The sequence below is a fragment of the Staphylococcus roterodami genome (assembly GCA_022493055.1).
Taxonomy (GTDB): Bacteria; Bacillota; Bacilli; order Staphylococcales; family Staphylococcaceae; genus Staphylococcus; species Staphylococcus singaporensis.
Map to the genome: position 1 here is coordinate 1488908 of CP092781.1, position 24184 is coordinate 1513091.

At 31.3% G+C, this 24184-nt stretch carries 24 protein-coding genes, 1 pseudogene and 1 riboswitch; of the genes and pseudogenes, 6 read left to right on the top strand and 19 right to left on the bottom strand.

Features of this window, described 5'->3' with window-relative positions:
* Positions 1-122: 122 nt before the first annotated feature.
* The 3 genes from ebpS to ML436_07165 all read right to left on the bottom strand — a co-directional run bounded on the left by ebpS (position 123) and on the right by ML436_07165 (position 4025).
* A complete protein-coding gene (gene ebpS / locus ML436_07155; protein ID UMT76983.1) occupies positions 123-1550 on the bottom strand; it encodes an elastin-binding protein EbpS in 1428 nt (475 codons plus the stop codon).
* Between the two features lie 152 nt (positions 1551-1702).
* Positions 1703-3082 carry an ATP-dependent DNA helicase gene (locus ML436_07160; GenBank protein ID UMT76984.1) on the bottom strand — a complete coding sequence of 460 codons (1380 nt, stop codon included), beginning with the start codon at positions 3080-3082 and terminating at the stop codon, positions 1703-1705.
* Positions 3072-4025, bottom strand: coding sequence for a helix-turn-helix domain-containing protein (locus ML436_07165; GenBank protein ID UMT76985.1), 954 nt, complete (start codon positions 4023-4025; stop codon positions 3072-3074). The genes ML436_07160 and ML436_07165 overlap by 11 nt, the downstream gene beginning before the upstream one ends.
* 106 nt (positions 4026-4131) lie before the next feature.
* On the opposite strand from ML436_07165, the gene ML436_07170 reads away from it, so the two are divergent.
* Positions 4132-4380 carry a ferredoxin gene (locus ML436_07170; GenBank protein UMT76986.1) on the top strand — a complete coding sequence of 83 codons (249 nt, stop codon included), beginning with the start codon at positions 4132-4134 and terminating at the stop codon, positions 4378-4380.
* 106 nt (positions 4381-4486) lie between these two features.
* Here the strand turns inward: ML436_07170 and ML436_07175 are convergent, their stop codons facing one another.
* From ML436_07175 to ML436_07220, 10 genes and pseudogenes are all read right to left on the bottom strand, one after another.
* Positions 4487-5032: an ECF transporter S component gene (locus ML436_07175; GenBank protein UMT76987.1), complete on the bottom strand. Its 546-nt coding sequence runs from the start codon at positions 5030-5032 to the stop codon at positions 4487-4489.
* 61 nt (positions 5033-5093) lie between these two features.
* A riboswitch (FMN riboswitch) is annotated at positions 5094-5228 on the bottom strand.
* A gap of 78 nt (positions 5229-5306) precedes the next feature.
* Positions 5307-5393, bottom strand: a pseudogene (locus ML436_07180) (hypothetical protein).
* Positions 5394-5413: 20 nt separating this feature from the next.
* Complete coding sequence (locus ML436_07185; protein ID UMT76988.1) at positions 5414-6358, bottom strand: DUF1672 domain-containing protein; 945 nt, start codon at positions 6356-6358, stop codon at positions 5414-5416.
* 89 nt (positions 6359-6447) lie between these two features.
* Positions 6448-8619, bottom strand: coding sequence for a hypothetical protein (locus tag ML436_07190; GenBank protein ID UMT79500.1), 2172 nt, complete (start codon positions 8617-8619; stop codon positions 6448-6450).
* A gap of 2 nt (positions 8620-8621) precedes the next feature.
* The gene (locus tag ML436_07195) at positions 8622-9539 is read right to left on the bottom strand and encodes a DUF1672 domain-containing protein (protein UMT76989.1); all 918 of its coding nucleotides are present in this window, start codon (positions 9537-9539) and stop codon (positions 8622-8624) included.
* Positions 9540-9789: 250 nt separating this feature from the next.
* Positions 9790-11541 carry a two-component system sensor histidine kinase SrrB gene (gene srrB, locus ML436_07200; protein UMT76990.1) on the bottom strand — a complete coding sequence of 584 codons (1752 nt, stop codon included), beginning with the start codon at positions 11539-11541 and terminating at the stop codon, positions 9790-9792.
* A complete protein-coding gene (srrA, locus tag ML436_07205; protein UMT76991.1) occupies positions 11522-12247 on the bottom strand; it encodes a two-component system response regulator SrrA in 726 nt (241 codons plus the stop codon). The genes srrB and srrA overlap by 20 nt, the downstream gene beginning before the upstream one ends.
* Positions 12248-12379: 132 nt before the next feature.
* Positions 12380-13117, bottom strand: coding sequence for an rRNA pseudouridine synthase (locus ML436_07210; protein UMT76992.1), 738 nt, complete (start codon positions 13115-13117; stop codon positions 12380-12382).
* Positions 13110-13652: an SMC-Scp complex subunit ScpB gene (gene scpB / locus ML436_07215; protein UMT76993.1), complete on the bottom strand. Its 543-nt coding sequence runs from the start codon at positions 13650-13652 to the stop codon at positions 13110-13112. Before scpB ends, ML436_07210 begins: the two co-directional genes overlap by 8 nt.
* Positions 13645-14376: a segregation/condensation protein A gene (locus tag ML436_07220; GenBank protein UMT76994.1), complete on the bottom strand. Its 732-nt coding sequence runs from the start codon at positions 14374-14376 to the stop codon at positions 13645-13647. Before ML436_07220 ends, scpB begins: the two co-directional genes overlap by 8 nt.
* Before the next feature lie 91 nt (positions 14377-14467).
* Here ML436_07220 and ML436_07225 point away from each other — a divergent pair, with 91 nt between their 5' ends.
* Positions 14468-14974, top strand: coding sequence for a DUF309 domain-containing protein (locus tag ML436_07225; protein ID UMT76995.1), 507 nt, complete (start codon positions 14468-14470; stop codon positions 14972-14974).
* Between the two features lie 74 nt (positions 14975-15048).
* On the opposite strand, the gene xerD is transcribed toward ML436_07225, so the two are convergent.
* From xerD to ML436_07240, 3 genes are all read right to left on the bottom strand, one after another.
* Positions 15049-15936 carry a site-specific tyrosine recombinase XerD gene (gene xerD / locus ML436_07230; protein UMT76996.1) on the bottom strand — a complete coding sequence of 296 codons (888 nt, stop codon included), beginning with the start codon at positions 15934-15936 and terminating at the stop codon, positions 15049-15051.
* 47 nt (positions 15937-15983) lie between these two features.
* Positions 15984-16433, bottom strand: coding sequence for a transcriptional repressor (locus tag ML436_07235; protein UMT76997.1), 450 nt, complete (start codon positions 16431-16433; stop codon positions 15984-15986).
* Between the two features lie 104 nt (positions 16434-16537).
* Entirely contained in the window at positions 16538-17080 is a 543-nt protein-coding gene (locus ML436_07240; GenBank protein UMT76998.1) for an NUDIX hydrolase, read from the bottom strand.
* Between the two features lie 81 nt (positions 17081-17161).
* Between ML436_07240 and ML436_07245 the strand changes: the two genes are divergently transcribed.
* On the top strand, positions 17162-18070 hold the full coding sequence (locus tag ML436_07245) for an aldo/keto reductase (protein UMT76999.1): 909 nt from the start codon (positions 17162-17164) through the stop codon (positions 18068-18070).
* A gap of 206 nt (positions 18071-18276) precedes the next feature.
* Here the strand turns inward: ML436_07245 and ML436_07250 are convergent, their stop codons facing one another.
* Positions 18277-18525 (bottom strand): hypothetical protein, encoded by a 249-nt coding sequence (locus ML436_07250; protein ID UMT77000.1) that lies wholly within the window; start codon positions 18523-18525, stop codon positions 18277-18279.
* Between the two features lie 15 nt (positions 18526-18540).
* Positions 18541-19296 carry an SDR family oxidoreductase gene (locus tag ML436_07255; GenBank protein ID UMT77001.1) on the bottom strand — a complete coding sequence of 252 codons (756 nt, stop codon included), beginning with the start codon at positions 19294-19296 and terminating at the stop codon, positions 18541-18543.
* A gap of 148 nt (positions 19297-19444) precedes the next feature.
* Here ML436_07255 and proC point away from each other — a divergent pair, with 148 nt between their 5' ends.
* Positions 19445-20257 (top strand): pyrroline-5-carboxylate reductase, encoded by an 813-nt coding sequence (proC, locus tag ML436_07260; protein ID UMT77002.1) that lies wholly within the window; start codon positions 19445-19447, stop codon positions 20255-20257.
* Between the two features lie 111 nt (positions 20258-20368).
* On the opposite strand, the gene rnz is transcribed toward proC, so the two are convergent.
* Positions 20369-21289 (bottom strand): ribonuclease Z, encoded by a 921-nt coding sequence (gene rnz / locus ML436_07265; protein UMT77003.1) that lies wholly within the window; start codon positions 21287-21289, stop codon positions 20369-20371.
* A gap of 313 nt (positions 21290-21602) precedes the next feature.
* Between rnz and zwf the strand changes: the two genes are divergently transcribed.
* Both zwf and ML436_07275 read left to right on the top strand, forming a co-directional pair.
* The gene (gene zwf / locus ML436_07270; GenBank protein UMT77004.1) at positions 21603-23087 is read left to right on the top strand and encodes a glucose-6-phosphate dehydrogenase; all 1485 of its coding nucleotides are present in this window, start codon (positions 21603-21605) and stop codon (positions 23085-23087) included.
* A 229-nt stretch (positions 23088-23316) separates the two neighbouring features.
* Complete coding sequence (locus tag ML436_07275) at positions 23317-24183, top strand: AraC family transcriptional regulator (GenBank protein ID UMT77005.1); 867 nt, start codon at positions 23317-23319, stop codon at positions 24181-24183.
* Position 24184 lies beyond the last annotated feature (1 nt).

Sequence of the window (24184 nt, forward strand, 5' to 3'; positions counted from 1 at the left end):
TCTTCACGAAAAAACTGCTACATTACGATAAGTGAATTATAAGTAAATCAGATTTCACTAAAATTACTTTAAAACACTAATGTGTATGTAGCAGTTGAATTTAAAGATTGAATTGATATTGATTATGGAATAATAATTTGTTGGCCATTTCTAATATTATTACCACTTAAACCATTAGCACGTCTAATTTTCTCAACGTTTTCAGGCGAACCTGAACCATAGTATTGAATTGCGATTCGATAAAGGTTTTCTTGACCACTAACTGTATGTCTTTGTCCTCCACCTTGACGTTGCTGTTGTTGGTTTTGATTTGCTTGTTGTTGATTTTGGTTATTTTGCGTTTGATTGTTCGCTTGGTTTACATTATTTTGATCATCAGTAGTTGCTTTATCTTTATCATCAGATTTTGATTTGTCGTTGTCTTCAGATTTTGACTTGTCTTTTGCAGAATCTGTTGAAGTTTTTTTATCTTTACTATCTTCAGATTTATTTTTGTTCGTATTCGCTATTTTATTTTCTTTCGTACCATTATTATGGTTATTTAATGCCATACCACCAAAGATTGCTAAAGCACCAACAATTAACACGGCTGCAATTAAAGGTAATAATACTTTCGTCATACCGCCTTTTTTATGCTCTTTTTCTTTATCTTGATGATCACGATGTTCATGATGATGATTCGTTTGAGCAGAAGCTTGTTGTTTTGAAGCGGCAGCTGCTCCTACTACACCAGCGGTACCTGCGCCAACAGCGGCACCCTTCTTACTATTATGATCTTTTTTCTTTTGTTTTGCTTCATTACTTTCAGTAGACTTTTCAACGCTATCTTTTTGAACATTTTGTTTGTCTTTTGCTTGATACTTAGCTTTTGATGCGCCACCTGCTGCACCTGCAACACCAGCGGTACCCGCACCAATTGCTGCAGCTTTTTTGCCATTATGTTTTTCTTTTGTATCATCATTTTTCGCATCAACCGGCACGTCTTTACTATTCTCTGCTGATTCTTTTGGCTTATTAGTATCAGTTGCAAAATGCGGTTTCGGCTGTTGTACTTTTTCATGATCAACATTGTTAGCTACACTTTGATCTTTCTCAGTAACTTGAGCTTTTTGAGTTTCTTGCGTTTCCTCATGTTTCACATTTTCTTCATTTGGTTCTGGATGTGATTTATCCATTGCAAATGTATTTTTAGTGTAATTTGACTCTTCATTATGAGACTTACTTTCATGATGGCTAACTTCTTGATTTGAAGAACTATGTAATGTTGATTCATCTTGTCGATCATCTAACGTTCCAGCCTCATTTTGAACTTTGTCTTCAGACACTTTTGATTCATGGTGGTGTTGTTTATTATGATTCGTTGCTAAATCACGACGTCTTTTTCTTCTTTGGGCATTTCTCGGCGGAAACTGTTGCTCCGTTTTCTCTGATGTATCTTGATGTTCTACTTCTGCTTGGTCTTTTTCAACATCTTCCATATGATCTTGATGTGAATTTGTGTCTATCGATTGACGATTTTTTTCAAAGTCATCTTTAAAATTATTAGACATAGCCATCTTCCTTTCTATTCTATTACAATGATTTTACATAAAATATACCCATATGACATATGTTTATGTATATTTTTCAAAATTATTTCAATCATTTTTCAATTGTGTATACACTAATTATAGCTTGTCAATTTTCTTTTAGTAAAGTAATACTATCTAGGAAATAAATTTTGCAACTTTTCTTCAAAACCGATACTTCTAATTACCTTTTTCTTATTTAAAACCACTATATCCATCATATTCGAATCATTGTCACAACATTGCTCTTGTGTAGGTGGAAATTCTCCAAAAAATTCTAACAAATATTTGCGTCTACATTGGTCTAACTTACTATATCCAATCATACGAAAGAATCCTAATTGTTTTCGTTTAAAAGATTGCTGGAAAATTTGTTTTAATGTTTCAATTTTATAGAAAGAATGTAATGTTGTTAAAATATGTTGCTTGTCTGGTGGTAGAAATTCACCTAACTCAAAATTTTGGACATCTTCTTTTGTAATCATATCTGTAAATAATAATGTTTCTAAAATATACCTATCATCTGGTTGATATAAACTAATCGCCTGACTACGTTCACCATCACGTCCTGCACGACCAATCTCTTGTATGTAATTTGATGGACTTGTTGAGAGATGAAAATGAATAATGGTTCTGATATCTTTTTTATTAATCCCCATTCCAAACGCACTCGTTGCAACAATAACTGGAATATCATTATTTAAAAATTGTTGTTGAACCGTTTGACGTTCTTGGTAATTCATATCTCCATGGTATATACCTGTTAGAAAACCATAATCATATATCATTTGTGCCAAATTTAGACACATTTTTTTAGAAGATACGTAAATAATTGTTGGACCAGAGGTTTCGAGAAATGGTAGAAGCCACTCAATTTTTTCTTCATCATCTTGAAAGTTAAAATGCTTAAAGCTTATGTTCGGGCGATTCATAGTAGTTTTAATAACATTAAATTGAATGGATAGCATTTTTGTTAAATCATCTTGTAAATGTGGTGGTGCTGTAGCAGTCAAAGCTAATACGACAGCTTTTTTAAAATGGCTTGTAACTTTGCCAATTAATGCATAATGCGGTCTAAAATCATAGCCCCATTCTGATAAACAATGCGCTTCATCTAAAACAATCATGCCAAAATCTATTTTAGAAATTAATTTGAAATTAGCTAGTTGTAAAAGGAATTCTGGACTTAAAAAGATGAAGCGGCTATGTCGTAAACATTTAATATTATGCTTTTTTTCAATTTCATCCATACCTGAGTGAATACAGGCAACACGTTTTTCACCATTAATCTTTAATTGCATCACTTGATCATCCATTAAAGAAATTAATGGAGATACAATTAACGTAGGCTTATTAGAAAGATATGTCGGTAGTTGATAACATAAACTTTTGCCGCTTCCAGTAGGAAGAATACCTAGTGTATGTTTATGCCTCAACACACTTTCAATTATCTCTTGTTGTCCTGGTTTAAAACTGTCAAATCCAAAATTATCTTTTAAAGCTTTATACAACAATGAGATCACCTCTTTCAATTCCAACAATCAATACTTTTATTTGGAAGTATGATAGTGAGTCAAATTTTTCTTTATAATATTTCAATCGCTCGCCACGATGCTGTTCATAAAAATTTATAAATTGTTGAAATAGTTCGTCATCAATATAGTCATCGTAATTTGACATATAACCCTTTATTAAAATTTCTAATACATGATCTTCGATAGTATTGATTTTAACTTGTTGTTGTTCAGCAATATTTTCCATAGTAAAGTTTTCAAGTAATTTTGTAAAAGTAATAAATGTCTGGTTTGATAATGTTGGTTTGATAATTAATCTTGATAAAATGGTATATTCTATTTTTTCTAATTCAAACATCATTGCCACTAAATTATTCATTTCATATTCAAATAACTGTTGTTGTAATATTTGTTCTATTAAACTTACTTGCTGTCTTGTATACATTGGTTCATCATAACCTTGCAAATAATAATGTAAATAACAAGGCCCTTTTAAAGATATGGCTTCAAACAAGTGGTGTAGTTCATTTTCAAAATCACTTTGTAATTCATTTTCTTTAATATAGTTATAGACAATTTTCACTGTTTCTTGTATCTTATTATTTTGAGAGATTGGTACAAATTGGAATGACTGTTGCTTAATATTAGACATCGTTTGCACTAATAATTGCATTGACTGAAATGTTTGCACCATACTTTCAAATGTAAATCTTGGATGCAATGCAATTTCTACTTCAGAGTCAAATTCATTAATATTTTCTAAAAATAGCTCAAAAGACGGATATTTTAATAGTGGTAAACTATGATATAATGACAACTGTTGTTGACTACAAGCGTCAAAAAAAGTTTGGTGAGATTTCTTACCAACTAATATATTGTAAATACTTTTATTTGTTTTATAGTTAAATGTTTGTTGTAATGCTGTTTTTATAATGTGTTGCAAGTTTAACCCTCACTCTGTAAAACGGATAATTTGAAAATAAAAAAGATGCTGTCTAAAATTTTAGTCATATTCTATTTTAGCATTTTTATCAAAGGAGGCGAAGACATTGGCAAAATATACAATCGTTGATATGGATACTTGTATTGCATGTGGTGCATGTGGTGCAGCTGCGCCAGATATATATGATTACGACGACGAAGGTATTGCTTTCGTAATCCTTGACGATAACCAAGGTACTGCAGAAGTACCAGAAGAATTATATGAAGACATGGAAGATGCATTAGATGGTTGCCCTACAGATTCTATAAAAATTGCAGACGAATCATTTGATGGGGACGCTTTAAAATATGAATAAAATGTTGCATTGAAATTAATGTTCAATATAAAAAGCAGGTATGCTATCGGAAATTGATAGTTACCTGCTTATATTTTTATGTGTAAATTATTTTGATTAAAGTTTATTAAATTCTTTTCAAGAAATTTGCCAGTCTTCTATATAATAAGATAAACACAATTGAAATAATGATACCTTTTATAATATTGAATGGAATAATTCCTGAAACAATGATCACTTTAAGATTATTCGCAATGTCAGCTAAATTAAAAATCATGCCATATAAAGGTAATAGAACGAAATAGTTCAAAATACTTAGCACGAAAGTCATAACGATTGTTGCAATGATTAATCCAATAATCAAAGATTTTGTTGAACGTTTATTTTTATAGATAGCGTACGCTGTTAATAAGAAACTTGCTCCCGCTAAAAAGTTTGCAAATGGACCTACTGGATCGCCCATATTAAATAAGTAGTTCAGTAAGTTTTTAACCAGTGCAACTATGATTCCAGCGACTGGTCCAAACGTAAATGTAGCTAGTAATGACGGTACATCACTAAAATCTAAAGTTAAGTATGGTGGCAAAAATGGTATAGGAAACTTGATAAAAGTTAACACAAACGCAATCGCGCTCAACATACTTATTGTGATAAGACGTTTATTTTGTTGCATATTCAATTTTCTCCTTCCATTCATCTCGTAAGAATAGGAGGATTATTGCACAACAAAAAACCTCCATCTTCTCCCATCCAGACTATACTGTCGGCTCTAGAATCTCACTAGATCAGCCACTAATATGAAACATACTAGCAGGTCGCAGGCTTAATTTACTGCCGGTTGGGAATTACACCCGACCCCGAAGATGAATTTAACATTATTAAATTTAATTCTCATTAATTTTATACTATATATCACAAAACCTCAATAACTATGCTTAAAATGAAAATTAGTTAAGTTGGCGATGTATGATGAATTTGCGAGCATTGTTTGGAATGTTGTTTGTTTAATTAATTTTAGAGATGGCTTTTGGGACGGCTTTTTGTTGTTATTAGTTTAATCATTCGTGTTAGCTTTTTCATGATTAAATACACCTACTTCTATTACATCCTTCTTACTATAATTAGGTCTTGTTGTATTTATATATTTATTAGAAATTTGAAGAGAAACATTCAAATCATGAGGAATATTCTTTTTCTTTTTTAGTACTTCAGAAAAATCAATCATCTCGTCTATTGTATTATCTTTAGTAAAATTATCTTTAGTACTAAATAAAGTTGTAACAACATATGGACGAGATTTATCTTTAAGCTGTTTTTTTGAGTTTCTCATATCATTCCTAAAAGACTTATCATCCTCTTTGATTAAGGGTTGAAAATACTTTTTATATTCATCTAAAGTATATGGAATTGCAGTCAAATAATAATATTCATTTCTAAAACCACTATTCTGCGTTTTCATAATTGCATTTTCAGTATAACCAGTATATTTATATTTACTTTTATATTCTTTTAAAACTTCTGTTAAATTATCCAACTCTTCCTTATGTGCTCGATATTCAAAGCCACTGAGTACTGTACCAACTAAAGTACTCATATCATCGCCTTTATCCTCACTTCTTAATGAGCTATCACTGTCAATAATTGATTTGTCAAACGGAATACTCGCATTAAATACGATATCGTGGTCATCACAATGCACGAATACTTCTACGCCGTCGCCACTACCTACAACATTGGTAGCTTTAACTTTTAGACCGAAGTTATCCATAAAAAATTGTTCGCCACGTTTAGCAATTTTATCTTTATGCTTTTTCGCAAATTCAACCGCATCTTTTTCTGCAGGTGGTTGGAATCCTTGGCCTACATATTTTGAAGCTTCCATTTCTTCTGGCACAGACTTTGTTTCTGTATTTGTGTCTTTTTTTGATTCATTTTCCATCGCGGAACATCCTGATAGCAGTAGTGTTGCTATTAAGATTAATTTTGTCTTTTTAAACATGGCTCATCACCCATTTATGTGTTTGTAAAAATTTTATTTTTGAAAAAACTACTTATTCTCAATGAAAACAAGTAGCTTTTAATAAATAATTAGTATACTGCTAGTTTTTCTAATTGTTCTTTAACTTGAATTAAGTTTGAACGAATTAACGAGGCAGATTGATCCATTGTTTTAATAGCTTGTCCTTCATTTTCGTTCAAGCCATTACAAACAACTTCAAACTGTTGTGCCATTTGATCAAGACGCGCATGAGCTTGTGTGTTTAAAATAAACATATCGTCATAATGCGATGGTTCAAAAATTTGATTAACAATTAACGGTTTCATATTTTTAATAATATCATCTAAGTGATTTTCTAAAATTGGTGAAGCTGTTTTTAAGTTATTTAAAAACTCATCTAAATTTTTAAGTTTACTTTTTAAAACATCAAGGCTTTTATCAATTTCGTCGACATTTATTCCCATAGCCTTTATCTTTATTTTCATTGTTACTTTGTATATTAAACTGCTTATTTCATAAATATGTCTCACAGCTGTTTCTACCGAATGTATAACTTCAAGAATGTAGTTTAATACTGGTTCAAAATAATTATTGTAAGCTTCTTGAACATAATCACTAATTTTGTTAACTGCATTATCAATATGGTTTTTTAAAATTGTCATTTTTCTAGTTAAATAATTAGAAGATTGTACTTGACCCGAAATCATATGTTCACCGCTATAATTAATAGATAAGTTTCCGTCCATTACCGTTGCATCTTGATGAGACATTATATTTTTAATATCGGTTATCTGCTCTCCATATACATCATTTTGTTTTTTTACAAAATTTATATTATTATTCACAACATTTAAATGCTTCATCATTTCCTCTGTCACGCCATCTTCAAAATCATGATCTAAATTTTTAAACATTTCTTTAATTACGTTATCAAGTGAATCATGTAAACTTTCTATGCCACGTTGTAATTTTTTATCTAAATCTTCAAGCATTTCTTCAATAGTATTTAATTCAAAAATAAGGCCTGCAACTGATGAAAATATGAAAGCAATTCCAACAAGATATTTTTTGACATTATCAATTGCGCTAAATGCATCCTTTTTCAAAGAAGTTAATTCCCTACTCATCCCTTCAAGGATATCAACTTCGACAATATTTTTAAAATCTTGTTTAAGTTTATGTTTTCTTTCTCCAAAATTAGAATTTTCAACCTGTGAAATGTTATAGCTCTCATTCAAATAATTTACACAATCGGTTAACATATCACTTGTTTCACCAGTTACCAAATTACTTAATGCACTAAGATTTTCTAGATTTAATTTTATAGGAGTCCCTTTTCCCGTTCTCGCTATTGAATCTCCTGTCCACACATTAATTGGAATTCTATCATCCATATTTATATCGATTTCAATAGTTTTTTTGACTTTTTTACCATTTTTAATCATAGTATCTTTAACTGATTTAATTTTATAAACTGCTAAATCCTTATAAGTATTATATCTTGGATTTAATTTTCTTTTATAACCTAAATGACTATTTACTAATCCATCCATCGTTGGCACACCAGTTTCTAAATTCACTCGTTTTCCTAGTGTCGGAGTGGCAAATGGATCCTGTAGCCAAGATAAAATATCAAACTTACTATGATAATTAATCATATTTTTAAAGTTTTGAGATTTGAAATTTTCCCATATTGACTTTGGTAACATGGCAGGGTTTGTAGAAACTATATTTTTATTCGGGTTAATCAACCCTTGGTGGTTAGCACTTGCTCCCCCTTGAGAATTGCCTCCATCAGACTTAATAGTTTTGTTTTTATACGTAGACGGATTTTGCTTATATTTCCTTAAAAAATCAGAGCTTTTAAGTGTATCTGCATCTTTTAGTTTCTGTTCATACGATTTAATATAAGCATTATTTTGTTCTAATAAAGAAGTTGACTTATTTTTATCATTCATTAACTTTATATTTTCAATCCAATCATCAGCAACCTTCCCACGAAAAGGATTGCTTTTCACATCACTCTTTTGGTTATCTGTACCTTGAAATAATAATACTTGTTTGCCTGTAGGTGTTTCATTTTCATCCAATAGTTCATAAACTTTTATATCTGAACTATTATTTTTATTAGCTACTTTCGTTATCTCTTCGACTTGTTTGAATTTTTTATCGTTAACTCTAAATTTACTACCATCTTTAATATCTTGGTAAACCCAATAACCACTTAACTCAGTTAAATCTCTATCGTTTATATTGTTCATTTTCACTCAACCTCAATCTTAATAGGTTTGTTATCACTATAATTTACTCGTTTAGTATTAATGGTAGATTTCGTTAGTTGCAAAAATATTTTCGTGTTTTCTAAATTAAGGTTTAACTTTTTCACGCTTTCGGATAAATCTATAGCATCATCTAATTTCTTGTCCTTTGAAAAGTTTCTACTTTTCGAAAACAGTGTTGTATATAATTCTATTTCAGCTTTGTAGCCTACTCCTCTTCTTGCATCCTTCATACCTTTTTTAAAATCTAGATTATTTTTTTTTATCAGAGGTTCGTAATATTTTCTATATTCTTGAAGTGTTGGTATATTTGCAACGATATAAAAATATTCATTTTCATATCCACTATTTTGTGTCTTGTTAATTGCCTCTTTTGTAAATCCTGTATATTGATATTTCTTTTCATTATCTTTGAAAAATTTATATAAATTATCATACTTTTCTTTTTGTGCTCGATATTCAAAGCCACTGAGTACTGTTCCAACTAGAGTACTCATATCATCGCCTTTATCCTCACTTCTTAATGAGCTATCACTCTCAATTATCGATTTGTCAAATGGAATACTCGCATTAAATACGATATCGTGGTCATCACAATGCACGTATACTTCTACGCCGTCGCCACTACCTACAACATTAGTAGCTTTAACTTTTAGACCGAAGTTATCCATAAAAAATTGTTCGCCTCGTTTGGCAATTTTATCTTTATGCTTCTTCGCAAATTCAATCGCATCTTTTTCTGCAGGTGGTTGGAAGCCTTGGCCTACATATTTTGAAGCTTCCATTTCTTCTGGTACAGATTTTGTTTCTGTATTTGTGTCTTTTTTTGATTCATTTTCCATCGCCGAACATCCCCCTAAGATTAATGTCGTGGTTAAAACTGATCCAATGAACTTTTTCATATGACACCTCGAATAATTTAATTATTACAATATATCTATATTTTACCCTATTTTTATAATCAAATAAATAACTTTATCAAACTTTATATTTTTATATAAATTAGTAATATATTTAATAGTTGTTATTTGCAAAAATCCTAATTCCCAATACCTAATCCACATACAAAATTCTCTACTTCAATCAAAAACGCATGCTATAAATTAGAGTCTCTAATCGATAACATGCGTTCTTAAATAACTATATTCAGTTTTATTCTGGCTTTGGTAACTTAATAATAAACGTTGTACCTTTTCCTAATTCGCTTTTAACATCAATGGAACCACCATGCTCTTCGATAATCATTTTACAAATAAACAAACCTAATCCCGTACCTTGTTTACCTCGAGTTCTCGCGGCATCAACTTTATAAAAACGATCAAATACTTGTTGTAAATGTTCTGGTGCAATGCCTGTACCTGTATCTTTAATGTATAAAATATCTTCGCTTTCATTTTCATCACAAGTAATTGCAATTTCATCACCAGGTTTCGTATAACGTGATGCATTATCAATTAAGTTCGTTAGTACTTGATCCATTCGATCCATGTCATAACTCCAAACACGTTTCTTACAATAATTAAAAGTCATATTTAGACCTAAATCATCAGCTTGTTGACGATACTTAATTTTCATCTTATCTAGTAACGCTGCAATAGGCTGAACTTCTTTATTTACAGATAATCCTTCAGCATCCATGCGAGCGACATTTAACAATTCATTAACTAAACGGTTTAAACGTTTCGATTCATCAAGGACAATGGCAAGTGATTCTTTAATTTCATCAGGCTCTGTAACAATGCCATCGACAATTGATTCAGTATAACCTTGAAGTAAAGATATCGGCGTACGCAATTCGTGTGATACATTTGCGATGAAATCTTTCTTCATCTGATCAAGGTTATGTTCATTCGTCATATCACGAATCGTTACAACAACACCACTTTTACCACCCTGTTCAATTTTATCAATATAACTTGTTGTCACAACAAAGAATCGTGCATTCATTTCTAAATCACGCATTTCAGTTTGTTTTGATTTAAAAGTATCTTCAATTTGTCTTAATAAGAAAGATTTGGCATCTTCATCAATATTGTCCATAATATCATTCGCCATCTTATTAGATAAGATAATTTGTCGACTCTCATTAATACCTAAAACACCTTCTACCATAGAGTTAATTAAGCTGTCTCTAATATTTTTAGAAGTGGATAATGCATCGACATGCTCTTCGATTTCAGTACTCATCTGATTGAATGCTTGTGATAATTGTCCAATTTCATCTTTCGTTGTGACAGAAGGTTTATAAGAGTAATCCCCTTCAGATACACGTGTAGCTTGGTCTCTTAAACGTCTTAAAGGTTTTGTAATTCTTGAAGATAAGAAAAATGCAAAGACTGTTGTAACAGTTAAGAAAATAACAGCCGTAATTATGGTGATAATCGTGATAGCATTATTTGTATCTTCAATTGATTTCAAGTCTTTATATATAAAGACTCCACTATATTTGCTATGACTATTCTTCTGTGCTTTTGTTGGATAGCCTAACAGAATATATGTTTGAGATGAACCCTTTTCTTTAATCGTTACATTTCGCGTCACAGATCTTCCTTTATCAAATACATCATCAAAATGGTCGTTGTTGACTACTTCATTCAACATTTGTTTTTTAATATTAGAAAGTGAAGCTGAAGATTGACGATGTTTATTATTTATAATCATTAACCCACCAGGGTTTTCAATTAATGTTTGACTATATTTGATTGCTTCTTCTTTATTGTGCGATTGTTCGACCAGTGAACTAATTCGTCTAGCATCTTCTCTTATGGCATTTTCGGTTTCTTGTGTGAAATAGTATTGCATAAAGGTAATTAACGCAATACTTAATAAAATTAAAACTGTCGTCACTATTAAAATAATAGTTAACCACAGTTTAATTACGACACTATTTAGCCGGCTCATCATTAGATTTAACCTCAAATTTATACCCAACGCCCCAGACTGTTTGAATCATATGCGCAGCTTCGCTAGACACACGATTCAACTTTTCTCTAAGTCGTTTAACATGAGTATCAACTGTTCTTAAATCACCATAGAATTCATAATGCCAAACTTCTTTTAATAATTGTTCACGGTCAAATACTTTATTTGGTGTTTTAGCTAAATATATTAATAATTCGTACTCTTTAGGAGTCAAATTGACTTCTTGATTATCAGCAAGTACGCGATGTGCATCATTATCTATTTCTAAATGTTTGAATTCAATCACATCACGTGCGTGAGGTTCGCTTTGTTCTACAGTTGTAGATTGCGTTCTTCTTAGAAGTGCTTTAACTCTTAAGACTACTTCTCTAGGTGAAAATGGTTTGACGATATAATCATCTGCACCAGATTCAAAACCTTCAACACGGTTTGTTTCTTCACCTTTAGCAGTCAACATAATAATTGGTGTTTGTTTATGTTCACGCAATTTAGTCGCCACCTGGATACCATCCATTTCTGGCAACATTAAATCTAGTAGTATGCAAGCATAATTATTCTCCATTGCAAGGTCATAAGCTTCTTGCCCATTACTCGCTTCATGGATTTCAAAAGATTCTCTTTCTAAATACATTTTAAGTAATCTTCTGATTCTATCCTCATCATCTACGATAAGTATTTCGTTCGACATACAGGTCATACCTCCCACACATGCTTTTCTTTACAAAAGTATTATATCACAGGAAAACGCATACAGTTATTAAAAACCTAAAATTTTGTGAAAAAATTCTCAAACTTTGTGATAAATACATATTTTATCTAATTATTTTCCGTGTTCAGCAAGATGACGCATTACTTTAACTTCATGAGGTGTCAATACGCGGCCTTCGCCAGCATTTAAACCAACAACATTTAAAGGTCCATATTCAATACGAGATAATTTTGTTACTTGATGACCAAAGTGTTCAAACATTCTTCTGACTTGTCGATTTCGTCCTTCTGTAATTGTAATTTCAACCAATGTTGTATTTTTATCTTTATCTTGTTTTTTAACTTTTACTTCAGCTGGTTGTGTTAAACCATCTTCTAATTCTATGCCTTTTTCTAATGCTTTTACTTCTTCTCGCATAAGATAGCCTTTTAGTTTCGCAACATATTTTTTCTTAATTTGATATCGAGGATGTGTCATTAAATTAGTAAATTCTCCATCATTTGTTAATAATAACAATCCAGATGTATCATAGTCTAAGCGTCCAACAGGATAAATACGAGCATCAATATCTTTAAAATAATCAGTAACCACTGTACGACCTCTATCATCTGATACACTTGTTATCACTTGTGTTGGCTTATGGAATAATATGTAAATCTTGTCCTCTTGTTCAATTTTAATACCTTCAACTTCAATCGTGTCAGAAGGTTTCACTTTTGTACCTAATTCAGTAACAGTTGTACCATTAACTTTCACTTTACCTTCAGAAATCAAAGTTTCCGCCTTACGTCTTGATGTATAACCACTATTCGCTATACGCTTTTGTAATCTCTCTAATTCTTTAGTCATTATTTTCTCCTTTTTGATTGACTAGATTGCTGAAAAAAACATCCATTTCTTCATCGTCTTCTTCAGTTGTTGGCAAATCTTCTATATTTGAAATACCAAACACATTTAAAAACAAATCCGTCGTAATTAATTGTTGGCTACGTTGTTCATTAACCACTTTAGCTTCTACAAGACCTTTTGCAATCAACGTTTTAACTGCACCATCCGAATTGATACTTCGAATTAATTCAATATCACTTCTTGATAAAGGTTGGTTATAAGCAATAATTGATAAAACTTCCATTGCTGCCTGTGATAATTTCATTTGTGATTTCTGCTCAATTAATTGTTCAATATATGTTGCCGCTTCTTTTTTAGTCGTTAAAACATACGTCGTACCAAATCGTTGTATCATTAGACCGTGTGATGAATAATTGTCAATTAATTCTACAAGTTGTTCTTTCGACATGTCTAAAATATCTAGTAGTTGCTTTTCATCTAAACCTTCATCGCCAGCTGTAAATAATAGCGATTCTAAAATGCCATAATTATCCAAAATGGTAGTTCACTCCTCTAATAATTTTAATATCCTCAAAATTACGTTGTTGCTCAATATTAATTATTCCTGCTTTTGACATTTCTAAAATAGCTAAAAAGTGAGTGACTACTTGTTCAATAGGCTCAGAAAATGTAAACAGACTAAAGAAGTTGAAATGATCTTTATCTTTCAATCTTGTTGTCACTTGTTCTGTAGCTTGTTGAATGGTAAATGTCTCTTTTCGGATTTCAACAGATTTAGGTGTATTTAAAGCAACTCTATTTTTAACTCTTTGATAGGCTACGATTAATTCTGTTAAATCAATCGTATGATTTGGATCCCAAGATTCATCCGTTTCCAAATGAGATAAATCTGTCGGTCTTTTAGTAAAATAAAAATCTCTTTCTTCTTTCATGTCATTTAAAATAGCAGTATATTCTTTATAATTTTGATATTCTATTAAACGCCCAACTAAATCTTCACGTGGGTCATCATCAACTTCCATATCAGATGTTGATTGCGGTAATAGCATCTTACTTTTAATCATTAAGAGCTCTGACGCTAATACTAGGTATTCACTTGCAATATTAATTTCAAGCTGCTTCATTGCATGTACGTACTGCATATACTGCTCAGTTAATGCTTGCATTGGAATATCATAAATATCTATTTCAAATTTTTGGATAAGATGCAGTAATAAATCTAAAGGTCCATTAAAAGCATCTAATTTAACTTCATACATAATATCTACCTCGTATTGCGTCATATGTGCATAATTCTCTAAAATATTATAGCATGAAAATAACTTACTTTTAAATTGGGGTGAAAACAAAATGCAACAGGCACTTATAAATTTCTATTACCAATTTCATAAAAAGCAACATTATTTTCTTTGCCATGACATTCTTGAAGAGGCTTGGAAAGAAGAAAACAATTTTAGTAAACAAGATGCTGTTGTCAGTTTAATCTTATTTGCAACTGCTTGTTATCATTATCGCCGCAATAATTTAAAAGGCGCCTATAAATCTTTTAATAAATCGAATGAAATTATACAAAATGCTCAAGATTCATATGTCTTAAATCTTAATATAGATGAGTTTCAAAATTTAATTGAACAGCAGATTGCAATGATTAATAAATCTGAGTCTTTTTCACCAGTAGTTTTACCAATAAACCCTGACTTTGAAAATATTATCAAAGTTAATTTTCCTGATTATGATTATAATCAAGAAACAATAACAGATTCATTTATCGTTGATCATCATAAACTCCGAGATCGTTCAGATGTTATCAAAGCCAAACAAGAGGCAATTCAAATGAGAAAGTATAGGCATAATTAATCTTCAAATTAAAAAGTCACAATTACACAGACCTTATAGTCATATGTATTGTGACTTTTAATTTAATATTCGCTTTAAGCTCTAGGATGAAATTGATTATACATTTTCCTAATTTGTGATTTTGAGACATGTGTATATAGTTGAGTTGTCGAAATATCTGAATGACCTAACATTTCTTGAACAGCTCTTAAATCTGCGCCATTTTCTAATAAATGCGTCGCAAAGGAGTGGCGTAATGTATGTGGTGTTAACGTTTTTTTAATATTTGCTTTCAAACCATTCTGTTTAATCATTTTCCATATTGCTTGTCGTGATAAAGGCTTTCCATGCATATTTAAAAACAATACGTTAGTAACTGTCTTTTTTAAAAGTTGTGGTCGAATTGTTTCAATATATGTTGTTAAATATTCAATCACAGCATCCCCTAAAGGTACAATTCTTTCTTTATCTCCCTTGCCAAAAACACGTACAAATCCCATCATTAAATTCACATGCTCTAACTCTAAATGAATGAGTTCAGATACACGCATTCCTGTCGCGTATAAAAGTTCTAACATCGTTCGATCGCGATAACCATTTAATTTGTTTAAATCAGGAGTTTCTAGTAATGCCAGTACTTCATCAACATTCAACACATCAGGCAATTTTTTATCATATTTCGGTGAATCTAATAATACCGTTGGATCTTTAGCTGCATATTTTTCTCTTAAAGCAAATTGATGAAAACTTCGAATAGTAGAAATAAATCGTGCAATTGATTTAGCGGATTGCCCTTCATCAATTAAATATCCCAAACACTCTTGAATCACTTGTCTATCTATAAAGTCAATATGTGAAATATGATGCTCAGACATATAATCTTGGTATTTTTTTAAGTCTCGTCTATACGCACCAATTGTATTAGAACTTAATCCTTTTTCGATTTGTATAAAACGCAAATATTCTTCAATAATTGTCTCCATAACCGCACCTCTAAAAAAAGCGAAGGTTAATTTAACCTACGCAATTTCTATCCTTTACCTTTCGCTTGGCATTCTTCACACACACCATGGAAAGTTAAACGATGATCTAAAATTTTGAATTTAAACTCATTTTCAACTCGATTTTCAACTTCTGGTAATAAATCTTCGTCGATTTCATCTACTCGACCACATTCCATACATACTAAGTGGTGATGGAAATGTTTTGCACCTTCTTTTCTTAAATCAAAACGAGCGACCCCGTCACCAAAGTTAATTTTGTCTACTACTTTTAATTCAGCTAATAACTCTAACGTTCTGTATACTGTTGCCAAGCCAATTTCCGGTGCTTTATCTTTTACTTTTAAGTAAACATCTTCAGCACTTAAATGGTCTTTTTCATTTTCAATTAGAACTCTAACAGTAGCTTCGCGTTGTGGCGTTAGCTTGTATGATGATTGTTGTAATTGTTGCTTAACTCGATTTAATCGTTCTTCCAACGATGCCCACTCCCCTACTAATAATTAAAATCATTACAAATTATTTCAAACTTCACAATTAAAATTAACAGTTTTCTCAATAAAATGCAAGCTTTTCTCATTTGTTATTTAGAATGATTATAATTTAATAATAGATGCTGTAAAGCTATGATAGTTTTTGCATCTTCAATTTCTTTATTCATTAGCATCGATTTAATATTCTCAATAGGTACTTTAATGACTTCAACAAATTCATCCTCATCTAAGTGAACTGTACCTTCTTCTAATTTATCCGTAAAATATATAGATAATTGTTCATCGCAAAAGCCTGGAGAACCATACATATCTACAACATGCGTTAACTCTTTAGCAATATATCCTGTTTCCTCTTCTAATTCACGTTTAGCCGCTTCGACTCTATCTTCATCATCTTCTAATTTACCAGCTGGTATTTCTAGCAATGGTTTTTCGATTGGTTTACGGTACTGTTTCACTAAAACAACTTCATTTTCAGGAGTCACGGCACACACAGCAACTGCACCATTATGATAAACTAATTCCCTCGTTGAAGTTTCTCCATTCGGTAAAGTTACCGTATGAATTTCTACATCAACAATTTTACCGTTATATATAACTGTTCGATCAATTGTTTTTTCATTTAAGTCCATTTTAATCACGTTCCTTTAATTTCATATTATATATTGATACACTATGCTTGTTAGTTAAAGTGTATCGAAAGGAGAACAGACATGCAAAAAAATATATTAAAAAGTGGCATTGCCATATCTGAATTAGGTTTAGGTTGCATGAGTTTAGGTACAGATTTAAAGAAAGCAGAACAAATTATAGATTATGCTGTTGAACATGGTATCACATATTTTGATACAGCAGATATGTATGATAAAGGAGTTAATGAAAATGTTGTTGGAAAAGCACTTCAGAAGTATCAGCAGCGAGATGACATAGTTATTGGTACTAAAGTAGGTAATCGTTTAACAAAAGATGGCAGTACTACATGGGATCCAAGCAAATCTTATATTAAAGAAGCGGTTAAAGGTTCTCTAAAACGCTTAGGTATTGATCATATTGATCTTTATCAACTACATGGTGGAACAATTGATGACCCATTAGACGAAACAATTAGCGCATTTGATGAGTTGAAACAAGAAGGCGTTATTCGTGCTTATGGTATTTCTTCAATTCGTCCAAATGTCATTGATTATTATTTGAAACATAGCCAAATTGAAACAATTATGTCTCAATTTAATTTGATTGATAATCGTCCAGAATCATTATTGGATGCAATACACAACAATGATGTCAAAGTTCTTGCGAGAGGACCAGTGTTTAAAGGTTTATTAACTTCAAATAGTGTTAATGTGCTCGACAATAAATTCAAAGATGGTATCTTTGATTATTCCCATGATGAATTGGGCGAGACTATAGCTTCTATTAAAGAAATAGAAAGTAATTTGTCTGCTTTAACGTTTAATTACTTAACATCACATGATGTAATTGGTTCTATTATTGTTGGTGCAAGCAGTGTCGACCAATTAAAAGAAAATATTGATAACTATCATGCTAAAGTTAGTTTAGATCAAATCAAAACAGCTAGAGCTCGTGTTAAAAATTTAGAATATACTAACCATTTAGTTTAGAAGTTATTTTCAGTAATAAAATGTTATTCCATTCGCTTTATTCTATAGAAATGAATTAAACAGCAGTTTAAGGCTGGGTCATAACTCTATAATAAAAACAGTAGTATGTTAAATTTCTTCATAAAATCAACTTACTGCTGTTTTTCTATTTATATAATTCTAGATGATATACTTTCAGTTGGATGACTTACAACATCATATTTAAACTAAAACATCTTTTTATATTTTACTTCACTTTCCGTTTCCGCATTGTTTTCAATTATTTGCACACCCATCACATTTCCTTGTAGTACGAGCAGTTTAAATTTTTCACAAATATAATATAATGTACTGTCTGAAATTTGGTCTGCAGAAATATCGCCTAAAATATCCAGCACTGTAAATTCTTCAAAAACTGGTAGTTGTTCCGCATATCGTACACAAAGTCTTACCACACTCTCCGATTGACAGTTCATTACCATCCCACCTATTTATGCTTTATTTTTAAATAATTTAGGAAAACATCGTTCAAAAAATCTAGGCGCAATTTGATACATTTTCAACGCATGATGCATCCATTTAGGCCGATTAATTTCTAATCGTTTTGTTTTAATGCCATAAATGATATCTTCTGCAAGAGTGTCAGCATTTAGCATTATTTTACCCATCTTTTTAGCATACTTCATCGATGGATCAGCTTTTTGATGAAAAGGTGTATCAATCGGGCCAACATTAACCGTCATGATATGTAAGTTTGGTGACTCTAGCCTTAAAGCATTCATTAATGCATAAAAACCTGCTTTCGATGCCCCATAATGTGCAGCATTTGCTTGAGTAGTAAATGCTGCTTGGCTTGAAATACCTACAATATGAGCGTTAGTTGTTAAAAAAGGTCTCAAAATAGTATATAAAACATTAAAACTAATTAAATTAAGCTGATAAGTTTCAATCATTTCTGCAACACTATGTTCTGAAATAGATTTAAAATAACCTAAACCTGCACTATAAATGAAACCATCGAATGATGTATTATCTTCAAATTTCAGTGCCTGTATCGATTTCATATCATTTAAGTCACAAGGAATAACATTTATAGTTTTCCCGATTTCCTGTTCAAAGATTCTAGTTGCTTTATCAACATCACGTACCAACAATGTTACACGCACTTTATTAACAAGTAACTTACGGACGATAGATAAACCAAGTCCACTTGTTCCTCCAGTTACTATAAAATGTTGTCCTTTCATCTTCTGACCTTCCTTTTTACACAAACAATCAAATGAATCGCGATATATCGTTTTACTCAAACGAGACAAGTTGATTATCTTCCTTATTATATATACAATAATAAGGAAATATAACACACAAATCAAAAACTAAAGGGATGTGACGTTAATGAAACTCGTATTTTATGGAGCAGGAAATATGGCACAAGCTATATTTACAGGTATTATTAACTCAAGCAACTTAGATGCCAATGATATACATTTAACAAATAAATCAAATGAACAAGCCTTAAAAGCATTTGCCGAAAAACTAGGTGTTAACTATAGTTACGATGATGCAACATTATTGAAAGATGCTGATTATGTATTTTTGGGCACAAAACCTCATGACTTTGATACTTTAGCAACACGAATTAAACCTCATATTACTAAAGACAATTGTTTTATCTCGATTATGGCAGGTATTCCGATTGATTATATTAAACAGCAATTAGAATGTAAGAATCCAGTTGCTAGAATTATGCCCAATACTAATGCACAAGTTGGTCATTCAGTTACTGGTATTAGCTTTTCTAATAACTTTGATCCTAAGTCAAAAGATGAAATTAATGATTTAGTTAAAGCGTTTGGCTCAGTCATTGAAGTGTCAGAAGATCACTTACATCAAGTAACTGCCATTACAGGAAGCGGTCCAGCATTTTTATATCATGTATTCGAACAATATGTTAAAGCTGGGACTAAACTTGGACTAGAAAAAGAACAAGTCGAAGAATCCATACGCAACCTTATTATAGGTACAAGTAAGATGATTGAACGTTCAGATTTAAGTATGGCTCAATTAAGAAAGAATATAACTTCTAAAGGTGGAACGACACAAGCTGGACTAGATACTCTTTCACAATACGATTTAGTGTCAATTTTCGAAGATTGCCTAAATGCTGCAGTAGAACGAAGCATTGAATTATCAAATATCGAAGATTAATAAATAAACAAACCCGACGAACAAGTGTTATTTATGAAACATACTTGTATAGTCGGGTTATTTATTTGAATAAATTTGTTATTAAGTTTTAACACCAAAATAAAAATGAAACTAAATTTTAAAGCTATCAAAATCTTTTACAAAACTAAAATTTGGTGTAGCTTCACTTTGTATTAATGTTTGATAAATTTCATTAATATCTTCCATATTATAGCGATTGCTCAAATGTGTAATCAATGTTCGCTTTACATTTGCTTCTTTTATCAATGCAAATACATCTTCAATATGGCTATGATGATAGTTGTTGGCCAAATGCTTTTCACCATCTATATAAGTTGCTTCATGTACCATCACATCAGCATCTTGTGAAATCAATCGTTCATTAGCACACGGCTTTGTGTCACCAAATATCGCCACTATTGGCCCTTGCTTAGAAGCGCCTCGAAAATCTTGTGATTGATAAACTTGACCATTATGTTCAAATGTATCTTGTGATTTAACTTCTTGATACTTCGGACCCGGTTCAAGACCAATTTGCTTCAAAGCTTCAACATTGATTGTGCCTGTCGTTTCTGGTGAAACAACTCTATAACCATATGAAGGAATTCCATGGTTAAGTAGATGTGCTTCTACAGTAAAACCTTCATGATGATAAGTTAAATGCTCATCGATTTCAATATATGTAATTGGATAATTTAAATGTGACTCAGATAGTTTCAATGACATTTCTACATAAGCTTTAATACCTTTCGGCCCTACTAAAGTTAGTGGCTTTTGTTCTCCGCCTTGAAATGAACGACTGGAAAGTAAACCAGGCAAACCGAAGATATGATCGCCGTGCATATGCGTTATAAAAATATGTGTCACTTTTCCTAATTTAATTGCATGATGTAAAATTTGGTGCTGTGTACCTTCACCAACGTCGAAAAGCCATATGGAATTGGAATATGGTTCTAAATTTAATGCGATTGCTTGTGTATTTCTTTCTTTAGTTGGCAAACCTGCACTCGTTCCAAAAAATGTAACTTCCATATATGCCCCTCCTTTTCTTCAATTCATTTTATCATAAAATTTGTATCAATTTAGTTTTAATTTATTCTTTAATCAAATTCTGTTAAAAATTCTACCTTACATACTAAATTTTCAAAGTTAAATGTAGACATAACTATATAAATTTTGATAATTACGTTATACTAAACATTAATAAGTATCACATTTTGAATGATACATTTAGTGATAATTAATTTTAAGTTAGCTAATACAGTCGAGCATATTGTATGACCTACTTAATGTATTATCTTATAATAATAAATCATATATCTAATTAAGAATTGAGGTTTTAATCTTGAGTACTAAAAACAAACACATCCCATGTTTAATCACAATATTTGGTGCAACAGGTGATTTAAGTCATCGTAAGTTGTTTCCATCAATATTCCATCTCTACCAACAAGACAATTTAGATGAACATATTGCCATCATCGGTATTGGACGTCGTGACATTACTAATGATGATTTCCGTAATCAAGTAAAATCATCAATTCAAAAGCACGTAAAAGATACACACAAAATTGACGCGTTTATGGAACATGTCTTCTATCATAGACATGATGTAAGTAACGAAGAAAGTTACCAAGAATTATTAGAATTCAGTAATGAACTTGATAGCAAATTCAAATTGAATGGCAATCGCTTATTCTACTTAGCTATGGCTCCGCAATTCTTCGGTGTCATTTCAGATTATTTAAAATCATCTGGCTTAACAGATACAAATGGATTTAAACGTCTAGTTATTGAAAAGCCATTCGGTAGTGATTTAAAATCGGCAGAAGCATTAAACAATCAAATTCGTAAGTCATTTAAAGAAGAAGAAATTTATCGTATTGACCATTACTTAGGTAAAGACATGGTTCAAAACATTGAAGTGTTACGTTTTGCCAATGCAATGTTCGAACCCCTTTGGAACAATAAGTATATTTCAAACATTCAAGTTACATCTTCTGAAATATTAGGCGTTGAAGATCGCGGTGGTTATTATGAATCTAGTGGCGCGTTAAAAGACATGGTTCAAAACCACATGTTACAAATGGTTGCATTATTAGCTATGGAAGCTCCAATTAGTTTAAATAGTGAAGATATCCGAGCTGAAAAAGTTAAAGTGCTTAAATCACTTCGTCACTTCCAATCAGAAGATGTTAAAAAGAACTTTGTGCGTGGACAATATGGAGAAGGTTATATTGATGGTAAAAAAGTTAAAGCATACCGTGATGAAGATCGTGTTGCTGACGATTCAAATACGCCTACTTTTGTATCAGGCAAGTTAACAATTGATAACTTTAGATGGGCTGGCGTACCATTCTATATTCGTACTGGTAAACGTATGAAATCTAAAACAATTCAAGTTGTTGTTGAATTTAAAGAAGTACCAATGAACTTATACTATGAAACTGATAAACTGTTAGATTCAAATCTATTAGTAATCAATATTCAGCCAAACGAAGGTGTTTCTTTACATTTAAACGCTAAGAAAAATACACAAGGTATCGAGACTGAACCTGTTCAATTATCATATTCCATGAGCGCCCAAGATAAAATGAATACTGTAGATGCATATGAAAACCTACTATTCGATTGTCTAAAAGGTGATGCGACTAACTTTACACATTGGGAAGAGTTAAAATCAACATGGAAATTTGTAGATGCTATTCAAGATGAATGGAATATGGTAGACCCAGAGTTCCCTAACTATGAATCAGGTACTAATGGTCCATTAGAAAGTGATTTATTACTTGCTCGTGATGGTAACCACTGGTGGGACGATATTCAATAATTAAATTTATACGCACATATTAAATATAAATAAATGAGCGAATGACAAGCATTGATTACTATTCAAGTAAATCTTTGGTTCTATCATTCGCTTTTTTTCTAGACTATACTGAATAAGTATTTTTTAAACTGCACCAAACTATTTTAATAATCACCGAACAAATGGGTGTATATTTATTAGAAATAATGTAGAATAAAAATTAATGATTGAATTAATTGGAGTGAAAGTTTTGGACGTTATCAAGCAAATACAACAGGCAATTGTTTATATTGAAGATCGTTTATTAGAGCCTTTCAATTTGCAAGAATTAAGTGATTACGTTGGTCTTTCGCCATACCATCTTGATCAATCATTTAAAATGATTGTCGGCTTATCTCCAGAAGCTTATGCCCGAGCACGCAAAATGACGCTCGCTGCAAATGATGTGATTAATGGTGCTACACGACTTGTAGATATCGCTAAAAAATATCACTATGCAAATTCAAATGATTTTGCAAATGATTTTAGTGATTTTCATGGCGTATCACCTATTCAAGCTTCTACTAAAAAAGATGAATTACAAATTCAAGAGCGATTATATATCAAGTTATCAACTACTGAGAGAGCACCCTATCCATATAGATTAGAAGAGACAGATGATATTTCATTGGTTGGATATGCAAGATTTATAGACACTAAGTATTTGTCACATCCTTTTAATGTTCCGGATTTTTTAGAAGACTTGCTCATTGATGGTAAAATTAAAGAGTTACGACGATATAATGATGTCAGTCCATTTGAATTGTTCGTCATTAGTTGTCCTCTTGAAAATGGTTTAGAAATATTTGTAGGTGTTCCAAGTGAACGTTATCCAGCACACTTAGAAAGTAGATTTTTACCTGGCAAACATTGCGCGAAATTCAATTTACAAGGTGAAATTGATTATGCTACAAATGAAGCATGGTATTATATTGAATCAAGTTTGCAGTTAACACTTCCATATGAAAGAAATGATTTATATGTAGAAGTATATCCTCTCGATATTTCATTTAATGACCCATTCACTAAAATTCAGCTTTGGATTCCTGTTAAACTGAGTCCTTATGACGAAGACTAAA

Bases quoted from the DNA above. Each gene is read 5' to 3' on its own strand.
- ebpS (UMT76983.1), bottom strand. From the start codon at position 1,550: ATGTCTAATAATTTTAAAGATGACTTTGAAAAAAATCGTCAATCGATA.
- ML436_07175 (UMT76987.1), bottom strand. From the start codon at position 5,032: ATGCAACAAAATAAACGTCTTATCACAATAAGTATGTTGAGCGCGATT.
- ML436_07185 (UMT76988.1), bottom strand. From the start codon at position 6,358: ATGTTTAAAAAGACAAAATTAATCTTAATAGCAACACTACTGCTATCA.
- ML436_07190 (UMT79500.1), bottom strand. From the start codon at position 8,619: ATGAACAATATAAACGATAGAGATTTAACTGAGTTAAGTGGTTATTGG.
- ML436_07195 (UMT76989.1), bottom strand. From the start codon at position 9,539: ATGAAAAAGTTCATTGGATCAGTTTTAACCACGACATTAATCTTAGGG.
- srrB (UMT76990.1), bottom strand. From the start codon at position 11,541: ATGATGAGCCGGCTAAATAGTGTCGTAATTAAACTGTGGTTAACTATT.
- srrA (UMT76991.1), bottom strand. From the start codon at position 12,247: ATGTCGAACGAAATACTTATCGTAGATGATGAGGATAGAATCAGAAGA.
- ML436_07210 (UMT76992.1), bottom strand. From the start codon at position 13,117: ATGACTAAAGAATTAGAGAGATTACAAAAGCGTATAGCGAATAGTGGT.
- ML436_07220 (UMT76994.1), bottom strand. From the start codon at position 14,376: ATGTATGAAGTTAAATTAGATGCTTTTAATGGACCTTTAGATTTATTA.
- ML436_07225 (UMT76995.1), top strand. From the start codon at position 14,468: ATGCAACAGGCACTTATAAATTTCTATTACCAATTTCATAAAAAGCAA.
- xerD (UMT76996.1), bottom strand. From the start codon at position 15,936: ATGGAGACAATTATTGAAGAATATTTGCGTTTTATACAAATCGAAAAA.
- ML436_07240 (UMT76998.1), bottom strand. From the start codon at position 17,080: ATGGACTTAAATGAAAAAACAATTGATCGAACAGTTATATATAACGGT.
- ML436_07245 (UMT76999.1), top strand. From the start codon at position 17,162: ATGCAAAAAAATATATTAAAAAGTGGCATTGCCATATCTGAATTAGGT.
- ML436_07250 (UMT77000.1), bottom strand. From the start codon at position 18,525: ATGAACTGTCAATCGGAGAGTGTGGTAAGACTTTGTGTACGATATGCG.
- ML436_07255 (UMT77001.1), bottom strand. From the start codon at position 19,296: ATGAAAGGACAACATTTTATAGTAACTGGAGGAACAAGTGGACTTGGT.
- proC (UMT77002.1), top strand. From the start codon at position 19,445: ATGAAACTCGTATTTTATGGAGCAGGAAATATGGCACAAGCTATATTT.
- rnz (UMT77003.1), bottom strand. From the start codon at position 21,289: ATGGAAGTTACATTTTTTGGAACGAGTGCAGGTTTGCCAACTAAAGAA.